Origin of the sequence: Dentiradicibacter hellwigii (assembly GCF_041770905.1) — a bacterium.
Lineage (GTDB): Bacteria > Pseudomonadota > Gammaproteobacteria > Burkholderiales > Rhodocyclaceae > Propionivibrio > Propionivibrio hellwigii.
In genome coordinates, this window is sequence record NZ_JBEUWX010000002.1 from 610,107 (window position 1) to 624,922 (window position 14,816).

The 14,816-nt window shown below is 57.6% G+C and carries 16 protein-coding genes; 12 read left to right on the forward strand and 4 right to left on the reverse strand.

What is annotated here, in order from left to right; all coding sequences use genetic code 11:
• Positions 1–756 precede the first annotated feature (756 nt).
• From ABCS64_RS05130 to tpx, 3 genes are all read left to right on the forward strand, one after another.
• Positions 757–1,152 carry a hypothetical protein gene (locus ABCS64_RS05130; protein WP_418890825.1) on the forward strand — a complete coding sequence of 132 codons (396 nt, stop codon included), beginning with the start codon at positions 757–759 and terminating at the stop codon, positions 1,150–1,152.
• Positions 1,153–1,505: 353 nt separating this feature from the next.
• Complete coding sequence (locus ABCS64_RS05135) at positions 1,506–1,769, forward strand: hypothetical protein (RefSeq protein WP_418890826.1); 264 nt, start codon at positions 1,506–1,508, stop codon at positions 1,767–1,769.
• Between the two features lie 1,591 nt (positions 1,770–3,360).
• On the forward strand, positions 3,361–3,864 hold the full coding sequence (tpx, locus tag ABCS64_RS05140; protein WP_418890827.1) for a thiol peroxidase: 504 nt from the start codon (positions 3,361–3,363) through the stop codon (positions 3,862–3,864).
• A 273-nt stretch (positions 3,865–4,137) separates the two neighbouring features.
• Here the strand turns inward: tpx and ABCS64_RS05145 are convergent, their stop codons facing one another.
• Positions 4,138–4,320: a hypothetical protein gene (locus ABCS64_RS05145; protein WP_418890828.1), complete on the reverse strand. Its 183-nt coding sequence runs from the start codon at positions 4,318–4,320 to the stop codon at positions 4,138–4,140.
• Positions 4,321–4,556: 236 nt separating this feature from the next.
• Between ABCS64_RS05145 and ABCS64_RS05150 the strand changes: the two genes are divergently transcribed.
• The gene (locus tag ABCS64_RS05150) at positions 4,557–5,495 is read left to right on the forward strand and encodes a DMT family transporter (RefSeq protein ID WP_418890829.1); all 939 of its coding nucleotides are present in this window, start codon (positions 4,557–4,559) and stop codon (positions 5,493–5,495) included.
• Between the two features lie 29 nt (positions 5,496–5,524).
• On the opposite strand, the gene ABCS64_RS05155 is transcribed toward ABCS64_RS05150, so the two are convergent.
• Positions 5,525–5,956, reverse strand: coding sequence for a hypothetical protein (locus ABCS64_RS05155; RefSeq protein WP_418890830.1), 432 nt, complete (start codon positions 5,954–5,956; stop codon positions 5,525–5,527).
• A 681-nt stretch (positions 5,957–6,637) separates the two neighbouring features.
• Between ABCS64_RS05155 and ABCS64_RS05160 the strand changes: the two genes are divergently transcribed.
• Genes ABCS64_RS05160 through ABCS64_RS05190 form a run of 7 tightly spaced genes read left to right on the forward strand, consistent with a single transcriptional unit; the run spans position 6,638 to position 12,039 of the window.
• Positions 6,638–7,888: an MFS transporter gene (locus ABCS64_RS05160; RefSeq protein ID WP_418890831.1), complete on the forward strand. Its 1,251-nt coding sequence runs from the start codon at positions 6,638–6,640 to the stop codon at positions 7,886–7,888.
• 11 nt (positions 7,889–7,899) lie between these two features.
• A complete protein-coding gene (locus tag ABCS64_RS05165) occupies positions 7,900–8,934 on the forward strand; it encodes a M20/M25/M40 family metallo-hydrolase (RefSeq protein ID WP_418890832.1) in 1,035 nt (344 codons plus the stop codon).
• Positions 8,919–9,158, forward strand: a complete 240-nt coding sequence (locus ABCS64_RS05170) for a M20/M25/M40 family metallo-hydrolase (protein WP_418890833.1) — start codon at positions 8,919–8,921, stop codon at positions 9,156–9,158. Before ABCS64_RS05165 ends, ABCS64_RS05170 begins: the two co-directional genes overlap by 16 nt.
• Before the next feature lie 60 nt (positions 9,159–9,218).
• A complete protein-coding gene (locus ABCS64_RS05175; protein WP_418890834.1) occupies positions 9,219–9,938 on the forward strand; it encodes an orotate phosphoribosyltransferase in 720 nt (239 codons plus the stop codon).
• Positions 9,935–10,261 (forward strand): hypothetical protein, encoded by a 327-nt coding sequence (locus ABCS64_RS05180; RefSeq protein ID WP_418890835.1) that lies wholly within the window; start codon positions 9,935–9,937, stop codon positions 10,259–10,261. Before ABCS64_RS05175 ends, ABCS64_RS05180 begins: the two co-directional genes overlap by 4 nt.
• A gap of 17 nt (positions 10,262–10,278) precedes the next feature.
• The gene (locus tag ABCS64_RS05185) at positions 10,279–11,103 is read left to right on the forward strand and encodes a dihydroorotate dehydrogenase electron transfer subunit (protein WP_418890836.1); all 825 of its coding nucleotides are present in this window, start codon (positions 10,279–10,281) and stop codon (positions 11,101–11,103) included.
• Positions 11,104–11,115: 12 nt separating this feature from the next.
• Positions 11,116–12,039: a dihydroorotate dehydrogenase gene (locus tag ABCS64_RS05190; RefSeq protein ID WP_418890837.1), complete on the forward strand. Its 924-nt coding sequence runs from the start codon at positions 11,116–11,118 to the stop codon at positions 12,037–12,039.
• Positions 12,040–12,667: 628 nt separating this feature from the next.
• On the opposite strand, the gene ABCS64_RS05195 is transcribed toward ABCS64_RS05190, so the two are convergent.
• The gene (locus ABCS64_RS05195) at positions 12,668–13,648 is read right to left on the reverse strand and encodes a YihY/virulence factor BrkB family protein (protein ID WP_418891886.1); all 981 of its coding nucleotides are present in this window, start codon (positions 13,646–13,648) and stop codon (positions 12,668–12,670) included.
• A gap of 19 nt (positions 13,649–13,667) precedes the next feature.
• Positions 13,668–13,844, reverse strand: a complete 177-nt coding sequence (locus ABCS64_RS05200; RefSeq protein WP_418890838.1) for a hypothetical protein — start codon at positions 13,842–13,844, stop codon at positions 13,668–13,670.
• Between the two features lie 128 nt (positions 13,845–13,972).
• On the opposite strand from ABCS64_RS05200, the gene ABCS64_RS05205 reads away from it, so the two are divergent.
• Positions 13,973–14,749 carry an SDR family oxidoreductase gene (locus ABCS64_RS05205; protein WP_418890839.1) on the forward strand — a complete coding sequence of 259 codons (777 nt, stop codon included), beginning with the start codon at positions 13,973–13,975 and terminating at the stop codon, positions 14,747–14,749.
• Positions 14,750–14,816 lie beyond the last annotated feature (67 nt).

Below are 14,816 nucleotides of genomic sequence, written 5' to 3' on the forward strand. Positions count from 1 at the left end.
GGCCTGCCTATCCGCCAGCCCACTGTTTACGAGGGTTTCCGGGCAACCTACCCGCAAACGCCCTATTGACGCGGGCTTGCGGGCAGCCGATTTAGATAACCAGGCGTTACATCCAGAATGCGCAGGCAGTAAATCGGCAGTGCTGCTACAAAAAATGAGTAGTGCCCTTCCCAGACAGTCGCCCGTGCATCACCGGCGCGACACTGCATCTTTCCACAATTTGCATTAAAACCCATTGACAACTGAATAAAGCAGGGCTAGCTTGCCCGCATTGTTCATTAGTTTACATGACGGCCGCTCTTCTTGGCTTCTTCTTGAATGGAGAAAACTGCATGAACAAGATTTCCCCACCCGCTTACGGCGCCTCGTTTCCGCTCGCAATGCCTGACTCTCAAGGCACTTCGCCCAAGGAGATGCTGCATGGTCCATTGCCACATCGTCGTTGATGAGCATTCCAAGCGCTCAAACGACATTCCGGGCAAAACTCAGCCCCCGTTCTCTATTTCTTCGTTGTTATATCGTGAGGCTTGGGTATTTCCTCAGCAGGAATATTACCAACCCCATTTATTACCCCCCTTTACCAAATTATTTAAAAAGTTTTATCAAATCCCTTAAGGGAATCCACCATACGTTCTCGTGTATTTATCCAAACCTGAATTATTACGAGGCAATTAAATCAATTTAAATACTATTTAAAATACCCATATAAAAGCCCACCCGCCAATAATACTAAGATACTAAGATGCCATAGATCCCATGAATATTGAAGAAGACAATATAAAAGCGACTATTGATGCATCCAATAAGTGTACCGAGCGTTACATAATAATTACATCAATAGTGATGTTCATTTATGGTCTTCTGCTCCCCCAGGGCTGGGAAACCAAATTTGGTTATTTGGCAGAGCCGATTATCTTGATGCGAAAATACATTGTAGTAATTGAAAACTTGGCTCAAGCATCAACTATTCCGGAGCTTGTTCGCGGGTTTCTCGGCATGAGTGTTATTGTCTCAATAATACTTAGCATATTCATGATTATATATGGCGCTCCTGCGGAGAGAATTAAAAATGCTTTTTATAAAAAGAATTGGAGGGAAAGAATAGAAAATTTTTTTATGGGATACCTGGCATTTCCTTTTGTTTTTTTATGATGTCATGGCTTATTTATAAATTTTCATTTGATTGGGAGCTCAATGAGTCGCCATGCAACTGGGGCTGTCATGTTATGAATGCGATGCTTACAAGTCGCTATTGGCTGGCTTTTTGTGGCGCTATTTTAACTAGCGGAATAGGAATTTATATATTTTTTCTATTTGCACTTTGTTTTGGCCCGTTAATTCTCTTTATTAAGTGGGCTTTGAAATGGAAAAAATAGCTGCGCATGATTTTATAAATACTATTTATAAGCACTTCAGCATGTTGGTAGGTATATAAGAAAAGACTGGTTTGCTATTGTTAGATTGCTTCTTGTTTTTATACTTATTTAAATAGTTAAATAAATCCAATGAATTTTATTTTGCTAAAAATTGGAAATGGGTTGTTAATTTTAGGTATATGTATCTTTATAGGTGGCGGCGGCCTCCCTCCAAAAGGAATAAATTCATATTTAAAACTACTGAAAGAATACCATATTTTAAAAAAAGAAAATGGCAATCTAACATTAGAACATAAGAGTGCTTACCATACATATTGTTGTTATAAAGCTGGAATTTATATCGCATTGATTGGGGTATTTATTTGTATTGCTTCTTTAGTCTTTGGCGAATAGCGATGCCTGTAACGGATAAAAGGGAAGCCGTAGCAGAAGCCGCATCGCAGAAGACCAACCTGCCCGCTAGCCCAGTGTTTACGGGCATTTCCAGCCAGCCTACCCGCAAACGCCCTATTGACGCGGGATTGCGGCCGACTACCGGCACAGAGCTACGACAACCCACACACAGTACCCGCCACACGCCTGCCCTGAACCCCGCGTAAAACGGGCATCTCCGGAGCGCCTGCCCGCTAGCCCACTGTTTACGGGCGTTTCCGGCCACCCCTGGCTGAAACGCCCATTCCACGCGGGATTGCGGCCAACGTTCATTCCACGGCTTTGCCCGTTTTAGTGCGTGCTGCGCCCATTTTTTCGCACTGGCGCGGCGGCTGGAGCAACGCACAGCGTTGCAAGCCACCAGGAAAAGCGCCGCTCACGAGATAGCACGAGGAGAATAAGGAAAGGAAAACATCAGCCGGCTGACTCACCACCGGTAACGTCCAGAAACCGCCGCAGACCCGCCACAACACCACCACAGACCTACGACACCCCGCCACACACCTGCCCTGAACCCCGCGTAAAACGGGCTTCTCCGGAGCACCTGCCCGCTAGCCCACTGTTTACGGGCATTTCCGGCCACGCCTGGCTGAAACGCCCATTCCACGCGGGATTGCGGCCAACGTTCATTCCACGGTTTGCGCCCGTTTCAGCGCGTGCTGTGCCCATTTTTTATCGCACCGGCGCGGCGGCTGGAGCAACACACAGCGTTGCAAGCCCCCAGTCAAAGCGCCGCTCACGAGATAGCACGAGGAGAATAAGGAGGGTGAAGTATCGCCGGCTGAATCCCGCCGCCGGCAGCCGCAGACTGACGGCAACACCTGCCACAACACCGCCACAGTATCCGCCCCGAACCCCGCGTAAAATGGGCTTCTCCGGAGCGCCTTCCCGCCAGCCCACTGTTTACGCGGGTTTCCGGACGCCCTTGGCTGAAACGCCCATTCCACGCGGGTTTCCGGGCAGCCTATCCGCAAACGCCCTATTGACGCGGGCTTGCGGCCGGTTGATTTAGATAACCGAGCGTCACATCCAGAACACGCAGACAGCAACTCAGCGACGCGACCGCAGGAAACGCGCAGTGCCTTTTGTGGCCGGTGGCTGGTGGCTGGTGGCTGGTGGCTGGCGGCTGGCGGCCAATGCACCACCGGCTCGCTGCAACCTTTTTCAACATTATCTATTTTAGATCTCTTGACAACTGTGTAGCACGAGACTAGGGTGTGGTTATTGTTTATTGGCTCGTTTAATTTATTTTGGATGTTAGATTTTCTAATCGACTTATTTATTGATATTATCCTATTCAAGATAGGTTCTGTTTTTTTATTTATTATTACATTTGGTCGTTATCGGGTTTCAATGAATAATTGCTCTTACCCTGATGCTGTTTCTTTTCTGGGTTTAATCGTATTAATCATATTGATAATTCTTGGATACTTTTTATTTAATCAAGGATCATGAAAATAAATTAGACCTTATCGCTGAACTTATTCGGATTTGTTCCGTTAGTATTTTTATTGCAGCACACACCAACCAACCGTTTTGATAAGGAGGCATCATGGCAAATACAGTGACGCTGGGCGGCAACGCCGTTCAGGTTCATGGCACGTTCCCGAAAACTGGCAGCAAAGCGCCGGCTTTTTCGCTGGTCGACGGCGATCTGGCCGATGTCGGACTGGACAAATTTGCCGGCAAGCGCAAGGTTTTGAATATTTTCCCAAGCATCGATACGCCGACCTGCGCGACTTCCGTACGCAAGTTCAACCAGGCGGCCAACAGTATTAAGAATGCCGTCATCCTGTGCATTTCCGCCGATCTGCCGTTTGCGCAAAAGCGTTTCTGCGGCGCGGAAGGGCTGGAAAATGTGATCACGCTTTCGCTCATGCGCGGCCGGGAGTTTCTGGAAAACTACGGCGTCGCTATCGCCAGCGGCCCACTCGCGGGCATTGCGGCGCGCGCCCTCATCGTACTTGACGAGAACAATACTGTCCTGCACAGCGAACTGGTCAGCGAAATCGCGGACGAGCCGAACTACGATGCGGCGCTGGCCGCGTTGAAGTAAAACTGCCAGGCGATCTGCGTGTTGTTCCACCCTCCGCCGACTGGTGTTTCTCATTGAGTCGTTTATTCCCATCGAACGATTGATCCGGCTGGTCGCCGGTTAGCAAAACAACCCGCTTCAGCGGGTTGTTTTTTTCTATTGGCAATTGGTAGACGCGCAGTTGGGGTAAGCGCTCAGTTGGCAGGCGCTTTCGGCAATATCCGGCGCGAAGCTATCTGGAAGCATTGCCAAACAGGTATCGGAAAGGCAGCAAAAACGACGGCCAGGATACGTTCAAGCAAGCCGACGGATTAGGCAGTACTTTTTCCGCGCCATTTCAGCGATTTCAGCAATGTCACTTTCCTGAACGGATTTTTCAATTCCTAATTTGGCAAACAGCGCTTTTGCCAGCGCTCCGTCGAACGTGGTCGCGGCAAATCTTTGTCGCATCCTGCGCCAATTTTCGCCAATTCGCACTGATAGACCTCGCAGGCCGCACACCGTACGGTTTTTCGTTAGCTGACGGTTTTAACCCATATTCCATCGCCGGCGAAAAAGGACTACGACACCATTCCTGGTATTCCACTGCATTCCAAGGCACAATTCGCCCCCGCGCCTTGCCGGTCATCCTGTACGCGGACAACGTGGCCTCATCTCATCGAACTGCCGGATTGCCACATCGCCCGCAGCACTTTTTACTCAGGAAACATTACTTGAACGCCTCGCCACCTGGTTCCCGATTTTTCTCCAACCGTAAGGTCGTCTTTTTATCCGCATCTTTCTGCTGCCTGCTCTGGGGCAGCGCCTACCCGGCAATCAAGAACGGCTACCTGCTCTTTGGCATTGCACCGGCGGATATTCCGGCGAAACTGCTTTTTGCTGGCTACCGTTTCCTGTTTGCCGGATTGCTGTTGCTGGCCATGGCGCTCGTCACCAGACGCAAGGTTCTGGCGCCGCTCCGCCAGAAACCCGGGTCGCTAGCGCTGCTTGGTCTGACCCAGACCTGTCTGCAATACATCTTCTTTTACATCGGGCTGGCCAATACCACCGGCGTCAAAGGCTCCATCATGAACGCCAGCGGCGTTTTCTTCAGCGTTCTGCTCGCTCATTTCATTTATCGGAACGACCGTCTGAGTCCGCGCAAGCTCCTCGGCTGCCTGATCGGCTTCACCGGCGTGCTGGCCGTCAACTTCGGCCAGGGGCTGTTCGATTTCAGTTTTTCCCTGCTGGGGGACGGTTTCGTTGTCATCTCGGCGTTCGTGCTTTCTGCTTCTTCGATCTACGGCAAGAAACTCTCGCAACGGATGGACGCTGTCGTTCTCACCGGCCACCAGCTTGCCATTGGCGGCTTCATGCTCATTGCCTTGGGATTCTTTTTTGGCGGCTCGCTGTCAGGCTTCACGCTCAAATCATCGGCATTACTGATCTACATGATCCTGCTTTCCTCGATGGCGTTCAGCCTGTGGACGACGCTGCTTAAACATAACCGTGTCGGACTTGTTGCCGTTTTCACCTTTTTGATTCCGGTCTTCGGGGCATTGCTGTCCGCCGCCTTTCTCGGCGAAACCATCCTGGAGTGGAAAAATCTTGCAGCGCTGACGCTCGTCTGCCTTGGCATCTGGCTGGTGACACGTGAAACCCGGCCTGCTTGAGCCAGCAGAGCGCCAGGCAATGGGGCTCACTAGGGATTAACAATGCGGCAGCGGGAAGCGAAAACCCACAGCGCATCGCAGCGCCTCTGGTCATAAGGCAAGGCCCGCTCGTTGGCGGCGACGGCGCATTGCACCTCGTCTTTGCGCACCAGCACCCGGCCGTCCTTGGCAACCAGATCCTCGGAAAAAGATACCGCCTCGATCACGCCGACCTTGATCGAGAAATCGCCGAGAGACACCGTATCGCCGACCTTGACCTGCTTCAGCCCGGCGACTTCACCCACGGGCGCCGTGCGGCAGGTCACGCCAAGAAACCTCGGCGTTTTGCTGTACATCGTCGCTTTGTCCAGCATTTCCACCGCCTGGACATGCTGCCGTTTCATTTCCGGTGCGGCATGGAGCGCGGCCGGCGCGGTGAGGATGGCCGCCGACGCAACCCATACAAGCCCTTGTTTTTTCATCTCTGAAATCATCGAAATATTCCCCATAAAACCGATCGGCGATGTATTTACCGGCCGATGATCCTGGCCGCCCGCCGCATCAATCGCCCCGGCACGCCTTCGCCTGCGGGAATAGGGCTGCATCGCCGACGCTCGCCAACCGCCCCGAGCTATTGTCTCTATCGTCTCTCTTGCCCTATTGCTCTCTGCCCGCCGCCAGGCTGCCGAACAACCATGCGTCCCTTGTCGGCGGCAACTTTACACTGAACGTATCAGGCACATGGTGCAGCGCCCCATCCAGCGCACGGCTGAGCAAAAAGCCGCACGAATCGCTTCACCACTGCCACAGTATTTTTTGCCAGATTGCTTGCCAAAAAACAGGCCGGCCGGCCAGTTTCGATCATCGCTCACGCCATCTCACCGGCATCCGGCAATGGATGAATCATGCCGTAAAGGGCAAAGCCGCCGCAAGCTTTGCGCAAACCATCCCGCCCCCAGAAGCATGGCGGCAGAGATTGCCGATCCCATCGAAAAATACGGCCGCCCTTTCCGTGCCAGGAGCGAGGTGTTACGATTCACACCTGATTTGTAACCACGCTGCGACGTTGCCGGACAGATAAGGATGCACGGTTTCGCTCTGCTCGTTCCGCTCATTCCGCCCTTCCGGACGCGCCCGCTTCCTTTCCTGGAGATCATAGAAAAATGAACCAAACCAAGGACGCCCCGTCCCGGCAAACGCTATCGGCGGACAAGGACAAAGTCAGCAGCTATGGCTGGAAGGCGCTGATCGGCTCGGCAGTCGGCTATGCGATGGATGGTTTCGACCTGCTGATTCTCGGTTTCATGCTCTCGGCGATTTCCGCCGACCTGCAACTGTCAGCGACGCAGGCCGGTTCGCTGGTGACCTGGACGCTGGTCGGCGCCGTTGCCGGCGGCCTGATTTTCGGCGCACTGAGCGACATTTACGGCCGCATCCGCGTGCTGACCTGGACCATCGTTCTCTTCGCCGTATTTACCGGCCTGTGCGCCGTCGCTCAGGGTTACTGGGATCTGCTTATCTACCGCACCATTGCCGGCATCGGCCTGGGCGGCGAATTTGGCATCGGCATGGCGCTGGCAGCCGAAGCCTGGCCGGCCAACCTGCGCGCCCGCGCCACCTCGTATGTCGCGCTCGGCTGGCAGCTTGGCGTCCTCGGTGCGGCGCTGGTCACGCCGGCATTGCTGCCGCACATCGGCTGGCGCGGCATGTTCATGGTCGGCGTCGTGCCGGCGCTCGTCGCCTGGGCCATCCGCAGCCATCTGCACGAGCCGGAGGTTTTCGTCAAAAGCACCGCCAAACGCAAGACGATGGGCGAGTCCTTCCGCCTGCTGTTCAAAGATACGGCAACCACCAAGGTCAGCCTTGGCATCATCGTGCTCTGCTCGGTGCAGAACTTCGGCTACTACGGCCTGATGATCTGGATGCCGAACTTCCTTGCCAAGCAACTCGGCTTCAACCTAACCAAATCCTCGATGTGGACGGCCGTCACCATTCTCGGCATGATGATCGGCATCTGGGCTTTCGGCCAGCTTGCCGACCGCATTGGCCGCAAGCCGAGTTTCCTGCTCTTCCAGGCCGGCGCGGTGATCATGGTGCTGTTCTACTCCAACCTGACCGATCCGACGGCCATGCTCTGGGCCGGCGCCCTGCTCGGCATGTTCGTCAACGGCATGATGGGCGGCTACGGCGCCATCATGGCCGAAGCCTATCCGACGGAGGCGCGCGCCACGGCGCAAAACACGCTGTTCAACATCGGCCGCGGCGTCGGCGGTTTTGGCCCGATCGTCGTCGGCGCGCTCGCCCAGTCGTACTCCTTCCCGGTCGCCATCGGCATGTTGGCCGCCATCTACGTCCTCGACATGCTGGCGACGATGTTCCTGATTCCGGAACTGAAGGGCACGGAGCTGAAATAGGCTATTCCTCCATGAAAATCGACGAATTTCGCCCAATCGCGGAAAAACTGTTTGCCGAAATCCGCGCGCTGTCTTTCGACGGCGTCGGCATCTCGCGCGACAGTTACGGCGATAAAGAATCGGCAACGGCCGATTACCTGAGCGCCTTTGCCGAGGAAAACGGTCTGCAAACCTGGCGCGACCGCGCCGCCAATCTGAGAATCGGCTTTCCCGACACCCCTGCCGACAGTCCGGTCATCTGGTGCGGTTCGCACATCGATTCGGTGCCGCAAGGCGGCAATTTCGATGGATTGGCGGGTGTCACCGCCGGGCTGCTCTGCCTGCTTGCGCAACAGCGCAGCGGCCGCCGCTCGCCGCTGCCGCTCCAGGTCATCGGTTTGCGCGGCGAGGAAAGCGCCTGGTTCGGCAAAGCGTACATGGGTTCTTCCGCCCTGCTCGGCAAACTCGATGCGGAGGATCTCGCCCTGCGCCGGCGCGGCAACGGCGAAACGCTGGGCGAAGCGATGCAGCGCGTCGGTGCGGACATCGACGCCATCCGCGAACAACAGCGCTTGTTCGACCCGAAAAAAGTGCGCGCCTTCCTCGAACTGCACATTGAACAGGGGCCGGTCATGGAAGCGCGCAAACTGCCGGTGGCCGTGGTCTCCGGCATTCGCGGCAACATCCGGCATGGCCGCATGCAATGCCTCGGCGAAGCCGGGCATTCGGGGACAATTCCACGCTGGTTGCGGCGTGATGCCGTCTTTGCCGTCTCCGACCTGATCATGCGACTGGACGGGCACTGGAGCGACCTGCTCGAACGCGGCACCGATCTCGTTGTCACCGTTGGTATGTTGTCGACCGACGCGGCCGAACACGCCGCCTCGCGCATTCCCGGCCAGGTGACGTTCAGCTTTGAGGCGCGCAGCAAGAGCCTCGACACGCTGGAAGCCTTTTATCAGCTGATGCGCGCGCCGAATGCGCCGCCATCACACGCGAACGGCAGGTGCGTTTCGAGTTTGGTCGCCGCATCCTTTCCAGCCCGGCGACGATGGATACGGCGCTGAGCGATCTGCTGCTCAAGGTCTGCGCCAGCCAGAATATTCCTTGCGAACTGATTCCCAGCGGCGCCGGACACGATTCGGCCATGTTCGCCAATGCCGGCATTCCCAGCGCCATGCTGTTCGTACGCAACCAGCACGGCTCTCACAACCCGGAGGAAGCCATGGATCTCGACGACTTCATGCTGGGCGCAGCAGCGCTCGATCAGGCCATCCATGAAATCCGCTGACATGCAGCGGAAAGAAAAATCTCCGCTTTCCACCCACTTCGCACTGACCGGAGTTTGCCCGTGACCACCGCCATTTCACAACGCGACGCCGACGACGCGCGTATCGCCCGCGAGGTTTCGCTCGCCCTGCTCTCCTGCGGCTGCATCGAGTTTCAGGCCGACGAGCCGTTCCGCCTGCCTTCCGGCTGGGCCAGCCCGGTTTATATCGAATGCCGCCGCCTGATCTCCTTCCCCGACATCCGGCGCATGCTGATGCGGCATGCGCTCGACCTCTTGCGCAAGCGCCACTGCCTCGACAATCTGGCCGCCATTGCCGGCGCGGAAGCCAGCGGCATCGCGCTGGCCGCTTGGATTGCCGAGGCGCTCGACCTGCCCATGCAGTACGTGCGCAAGCAGCGCAAAGGGCTGGGCCCGGGGCGGCAGGTTGTCGGCGTCGTTCACCCCGGCGATAGCGTACTTCTGGTCGATGATCTGATGTCGGGCGGTCACTCGATTTTCAACTGCTGCCTGGCGATCGCCGAAGCCGGCCTGAAAGCGAAGAACGCCTTCGTCATCTTCGATTACGCGACCTTCCCCACACAAAACGCCCTCGAAATGCTCGGCGTCAGCGTACATTCGCTGGCCACCTGGCAGGACATCCTGGCCGCCGCACGCGAGCAATCCACCCTGCCAACGCCGGCGCTCGCCGAGCTGGAAACCTTCCTCGCCGACCCGGCACGCTGGTCGCATCTCCACGGCGGCAAATCCGCCGTCCACGCCGAAACGAAAGGATTGACATGACCTTTTCCGCCACAGCCGCACAGTTTGAACAATCCGCCGGCGGCACGGACGATTTCAAGCGCCTTTACCGGGACGCCTTTGCGCTGATGAAAAGCGACGCGGAAAACGCGGCCATCTACTTCGTCATCGGCGTCGCCGCGCATGGCTACGTTCTCCAGTATGAAGACCAGGCAGTGACGGCCGAACGCGCCGAGTCCGCCAAGAACGCGCTCGTCCGCTTCTGCCGCAAGGCCGCCCAGGCGCTGGCTGCGCCGCCCGCCGAACGCCTGGCGCTGCTCGGTGAGATCGCTGCCGAATACCAGTTCGACATCACCGATTTTTAGGCTCTGGGACGAGCGCCATGCTATTTACTGCGACAATTTTCTCCAACGCCGAAATCTCGCCCGGCTACCGGCGGATTCGCCTGAGCGCGCCGCCCGCCTTCACCGCCGCCCAGCCCGGCCAGTTCGTCATGGCGCGTGTCGGCAGCGACCCGCTGCTGCGCCGCCCATTTGCCGTCTTTGACATGGGCGTCTCCGACACGCCGGATGAGGCGGCGGGAGGATCGCGCGCCTGGTTCGAAATGCTCTACAAAGTCGTCGGCAAGGGCACGGCGCTGCTGGCAAAACAACGCGAAGGCGCCGAAATCGGTATTCTCGGCCCGCTTGGCACGGGATTCCAGTGCCGCGGCGATGAAAAAGAGGAACACCTGCTTGTCGGCGGCGGCATCGGTCTGGCGCCGCTCTACCTGCTTGCCGCCGATCTGGTCAAAAAACAGCGGGCGCCGGTCCGGCTGTTCGCCGGCGGGCGCACGCACGCCGATTTGCTTTGTCTAGAAGACTTTCAGCGCCTCGGCGTCGATTGCCACACCGCCACCGAGGACGGCTCACACGGTGAACGCGGTTTTGTCACGCTTGCCCTGACCCGCTATCTCGATGCCCTACCGGGCAAGGCCGCACTCTACGCCTGCGGCCCGGAAGGCATGTTAGGCGCCGTCGCCCGGATCGCCGCCGAACGCGAACTGCCCTGTCAGGTTTCACTGGAGGCGCATATGGCCTGCGGCGTTGGCGCATGTCTGGCCTGCGTCGTGCCGGGACGGCGCCACTCGCCGCAAACGCCGGACTATCGCTGCGTCTGCGCCGAAGGCCCGGTTTTTCCGGCCGGTGAACTGCAATGGCCGTCATAGAGAGATGAATGTATGAACGCGCAAACCCTCAACATGGCCGTCGATCTCGCCGGCATCCGCCTGCGCAATCCGGTGATGACCGCTTCTGGCACCTTCGGCTACGGCGAGGAATTCGCCGACTACGTCGACTTGCATAAAATCGGCGCCTACATCACCAAGGGATTGTCGCCGCGCCCGCGTCCCGGCAATCCGACGCCGCGCACGGCCGAAACGCCCGCCGGCATGCTCAACGCCATCGGCCTGCAAAACGTCGGCATTGATGCCTTTATCGAAAAAAAGCTGCCGTTCATCCGCAGCATTGATACGCCCTGCATCGCCAACTTTTTCGGAAACGATATTGGCGAATACGCGGAAATGGCGGCGCGCCTCGACGCATTGCCTGAAATCGCCGGCCTGGAAGTCAATATCTCGTGCCCGAACGTCAAGCACGGCGGCATCGCCTTCGGCTCTGACCCGGCCAGCGCCGCCAGCGTCGTTTCCGCCTGCCGTCAAGCCACGAAAAAGCCCTTGATCGTCAAGCTCTCGCCCAACGTCACCGACATCGTCGTCATGGCTAAAGCCTGCGCTGACGCGGGCGCAGATGCGCTGTCGCTGATCAACACCCTGGTCGGCATGGCCGTCGATCTGGAGCGCCGCCGCCCGGTGCTCGCCAACATCACCGGCGGCCTTTCCGGCCCGGCGGTCAAGCCGGTCGCTCTGCGCATGGTCTGGCAGGTAGCCCGCGCCGTCAGCCTGCCGGTCATCGGCATCGGCGGCATCATGAGCGCGACGGACGCCCTTGAATTCATGCTTTGCGGCGCCAGCGCCGTCCAGATCGGCACCGCCAGCTTCATCGCGCCGGACAGCGCGCAACGCATCGCCGAAGAGATGGAAGCCTGGCTGCGCGCGCACGGCGAGAACGACGTGCGCAACCTGATCGGCGCGCTCAAAACCTGAATGGATGAGGTCGCGCCGCGGCGGCCTACCCGTGGGTTTTGAACTGTGCCTGTCGTCTTTCCGCAGCGCTTTTTGTAGTTCTCCGGCAAAAGCCGCGCCGAGCAGAAACACCAGACTCAACCAGAAAACCCAGACCAGCAGCGCCGCTGAAGTCCGCGTAAACAGGGCGTTTGCGGGTAGGCCCCTCCGAAACCCGCGTGGATAGGGCATTTGCGGGTAGTCGCCTCTGGAACCCTTATAAATAAAGGGCTTCAGGGCGCCTCCTCTGAAGATAGCGCCTTCTTTTGTCAGAATACGGCGTTGCTGTGTTGACCTGGCCTTGCCGTACTGAGTGGTCTGTCTGCGGCTTACCGCCTTGTCTTTTGGCAAAGTCGAACCGCTCTTTAAGCTTGCGAAGTCCCCTCTGAAATCTATAAAAATAGTGCAGAAAACATAAAATGCCCTGAAGCCCTCTAAATACGCGGGGCTCAGGGCATCAAAAAACATAAACCGGAATATTGTGCCCGACGGTCGTTTACGTTTGTCGGGCATTCATTCATGCCCACCCGCTGAAACTCCGATAAATACAGGCGCTCCGGGCAGGTGTTTGGGAATCCTGATAAATAAAGGGCTGGCCGGGCATTGGCGCTTACCGCCGGGCGTTGGCGCTTTTCGTCAGTTCTCCGGCAAAAGCCGCGCCGAGCAGAAACACCAGACTTGACCAGAAAATCCAGACCAGCAGCGCCGCGAAAGAACTCGCCGCGCCCAATGAAGAGCGCGTCACCGTCGTGGCGATGTAATAACTGATGGCGATACGCCCCGCCATGAACAACACGCCGCCGAGCGCCGCCCCCGCCAGCGTCGCCCGGAAAGGGAAGCGCCGGTCGGGCAGCCAGTGCATGACGATGTAGAACAAGCCAACGATCACCGTCCACGACCAGAATAATTCAAGGCTTCTGACAATGCCGGCCAGCGCCGGCCACATGAACGTCACCCACTTGACGAAACCGAGCGCCAGCGTCTGGAGCAGCATGACCGCCGCCACCAGACAGGCGCAGCCGAGCACTACGCCGATAACGACGATGCGCATACGCACAAAGCGCGTCCAGTTAAAGCGGCGCGGCGCCGCCTGCTCGGCCATGGCCTGCAAGGCGGTGCGCAGTTCGATGAACATGCCACTGGCGCCAATCAGCGTCGTCGCCACGGCAAACAGCGTGCTGGAAATCGCCCTGCCGGCAGTGATGCTGGCCAGACCACGATTGAGCATGCCGGCCAGCGTTTCCGCCTCGCGCTCGCCGAGCAGGCTGCGCAAGGTATCGAGGATCATCGCCCGGGCCGCCTGATCGCCGGCAACCTCGCCGCTCATGTTTGCCATATCGCCCCAAATCCAGGCGGCGATGCTGGTCAGGATGACAAGCAGCGGCGCGACCGAAAAAGCGCCGTAAAACGCTGTCGCCGCGCCGGCGCGGATACCGTCCGCGTCCAGAAAAATCCGCAGCGTTCCCGCAGCCCTCGCCCAGACGCGGCGAAAAAAACCAACCGGCACAGGCAATGTTTTCGTTTTCTGCACCGTATGCGCTGCTGAAGCGGCATCCTGGTCATGGGAAAAATCAGGTTCGATCGGGGACATCTTGTTCAACCATCATTCGTCATTTCTCGATTTCATCCAATCCGGCAGGCTGCTCCTGCGGGTTGAAAGCGCATTCTTCCGGGCGGTAGAATCCATCCGGGTAAGCGATCGCCCGGTTTTGTGCGCTTCCATGCAGATCCGCCGGATTTCTCGGATTTTTCAGATTTCCCGGATTTTCCCAAATTTCTCGATTCATACAAGACTCATACAAGGTTCGCGCAAGAAACGCACACATCATCTTACGAGACGATTCTTTCATCCAAACCCTGTCCGTGCGCTGAAATACGCCCCGGCATCCATCATTCATTCACACACGCCACCATCATGACCCAAACCACCCACACACTGTTCGACCTGCGCCAACGGCGCGCCCTGATCACCGGTTCGACACAGGGCATCGGCCTGTCGCTCGCCTACGCACTGGCTGGCGCCGGCGCCTCCATCGTCCTCAACGGCCGCGACGAAACCCGCGTGCGCAACGCTGCCGAAAAAATGATCGCCGACGGCTTTACCGCCGACGGCGTTGCTTTCGATGTGACCGATCCAGCCGCCGTCGCCGCTGGCATCGCGCGCATTGAACAGGATATCGGCCCCATCGATATCCTCGTCAACAACGCCGGCATTCAGCGCCGCGCGCCGCTGGAAGACTTCCCTGCTGGTGACTGGCAGGCCATTCTCGACACGAACCTTTCCAGCATTTTTTATGTTTCGCAGGCTGTCGCCCGGCATATGATCGCACGCGGCAGCGGCAAGATCATCAATATCTGCTCGGTGCAAAGCCAGCTCGGCCGTCCGACCATCGCCCCCTACACAGCCGCCAAGGGCGGCGTCGCCAATCTGACCAAAGGCATGTGCGCCGACTGGGCAAAATACGGCATCCAGGCCAACGGGCTGGCGCCTGGTTACTTCGTGACGGAAATGAACAAGGCGCTGGTCGAAAACGAAGAATTCTCCGCCTGGCTGTGCAAACGCACGCCCGCCAACCGCTGGGGCCAGCTTGAGGAACTGCATGGCGCCGCCATCTTCCTGGCCTCTGATGCTTCCAACTTCGTCAATGGGCAGATCATCTACGTCGACGGCGGCATCACCGCCTGCGTCTGACGCGTGATCGGTACGCGCCGCCCAGCCATCGACTCAGCCATCGAAAAAGGCGGCGCGCCTTCCCGTG

Bases quoted from the DNA above. Each gene is read 5' to 3' on its own strand.
- ABCS64_RS05180 (WP_418890835.1), top strand. From the start codon at position 9,935: ATGACCTTTTCCGCCACAGCCGCACAGTTTGAACAATCCGCCGGCGGC.
- ABCS64_RS05130 (WP_418890825.1), top strand. From the start codon at position 757: ATGAATATTGAAGAAGACAATATAAAAGCGACTATTGATGCATCCAAT.
- ABCS64_RS05185 (WP_418890836.1), top strand. From the start codon at position 10,279: ATGCTATTTACTGCGACAATTTTCTCCAACGCCGAAATCTCGCCCGGC.
- ABCS64_RS05155 (WP_418890830.1), bottom strand. From the start codon at position 5,956: ATGAAAAAACAAGGGCTTGTATGGGTTGCGTCGGCGGCCATCCTCACC.
- ABCS64_RS05160 (WP_418890831.1), top strand. From the start codon at position 6,638: ATGAACCAAACCAAGGACGCCCCGTCCCGGCAAACGCTATCGGCGGAC.
- ABCS64_RS05205 (WP_418890839.1), top strand. From the start codon at position 13,973: ATGACCCAAACCACCCACACACTGTTCGACCTGCGCCAACGGCGCGCC.
- ABCS64_RS05195 (WP_418891886.1), bottom strand. From the start codon at position 13,648: ATGTCCCCGATCGAACCTGATTTTTCCCATGACCAGGATGCCGCTTCA.
- ABCS64_RS05200 (WP_418890838.1), bottom strand. From the start codon at position 13,844: ATGAATCGAGAAATTTGGGAAAATCCGGGAAATCTGAAAAATCCGAGA.
- ABCS64_RS05165 (WP_418890832.1), top strand. From the start codon at position 7,900: ATGAAAATCGACGAATTTCGCCCAATCGCGGAAAAACTGTTTGCCGAA.
- ABCS64_RS05170 (WP_418890833.1), top strand. From the start codon at position 8,919: ATGGATACGGCGCTGAGCGATCTGCTGCTCAAGGTCTGCGCCAGCCAG.
- ABCS64_RS05135 (WP_418890826.1), top strand. From the start codon at position 1,506: ATGAATTTTATTTTGCTAAAAATTGGAAATGGGTTGTTAATTTTAGGT.
- tpx (WP_418890827.1), top strand. From the start codon at position 3,361: ATGGCAAATACAGTGACGCTGGGCGGCAACGCCGTTCAGGTTCATGGC.
- ABCS64_RS05190 (WP_418890837.1), top strand. From the start codon at position 11,116: ATGAACGCGCAAACCCTCAACATGGCCGTCGATCTCGCCGGCATCCGC.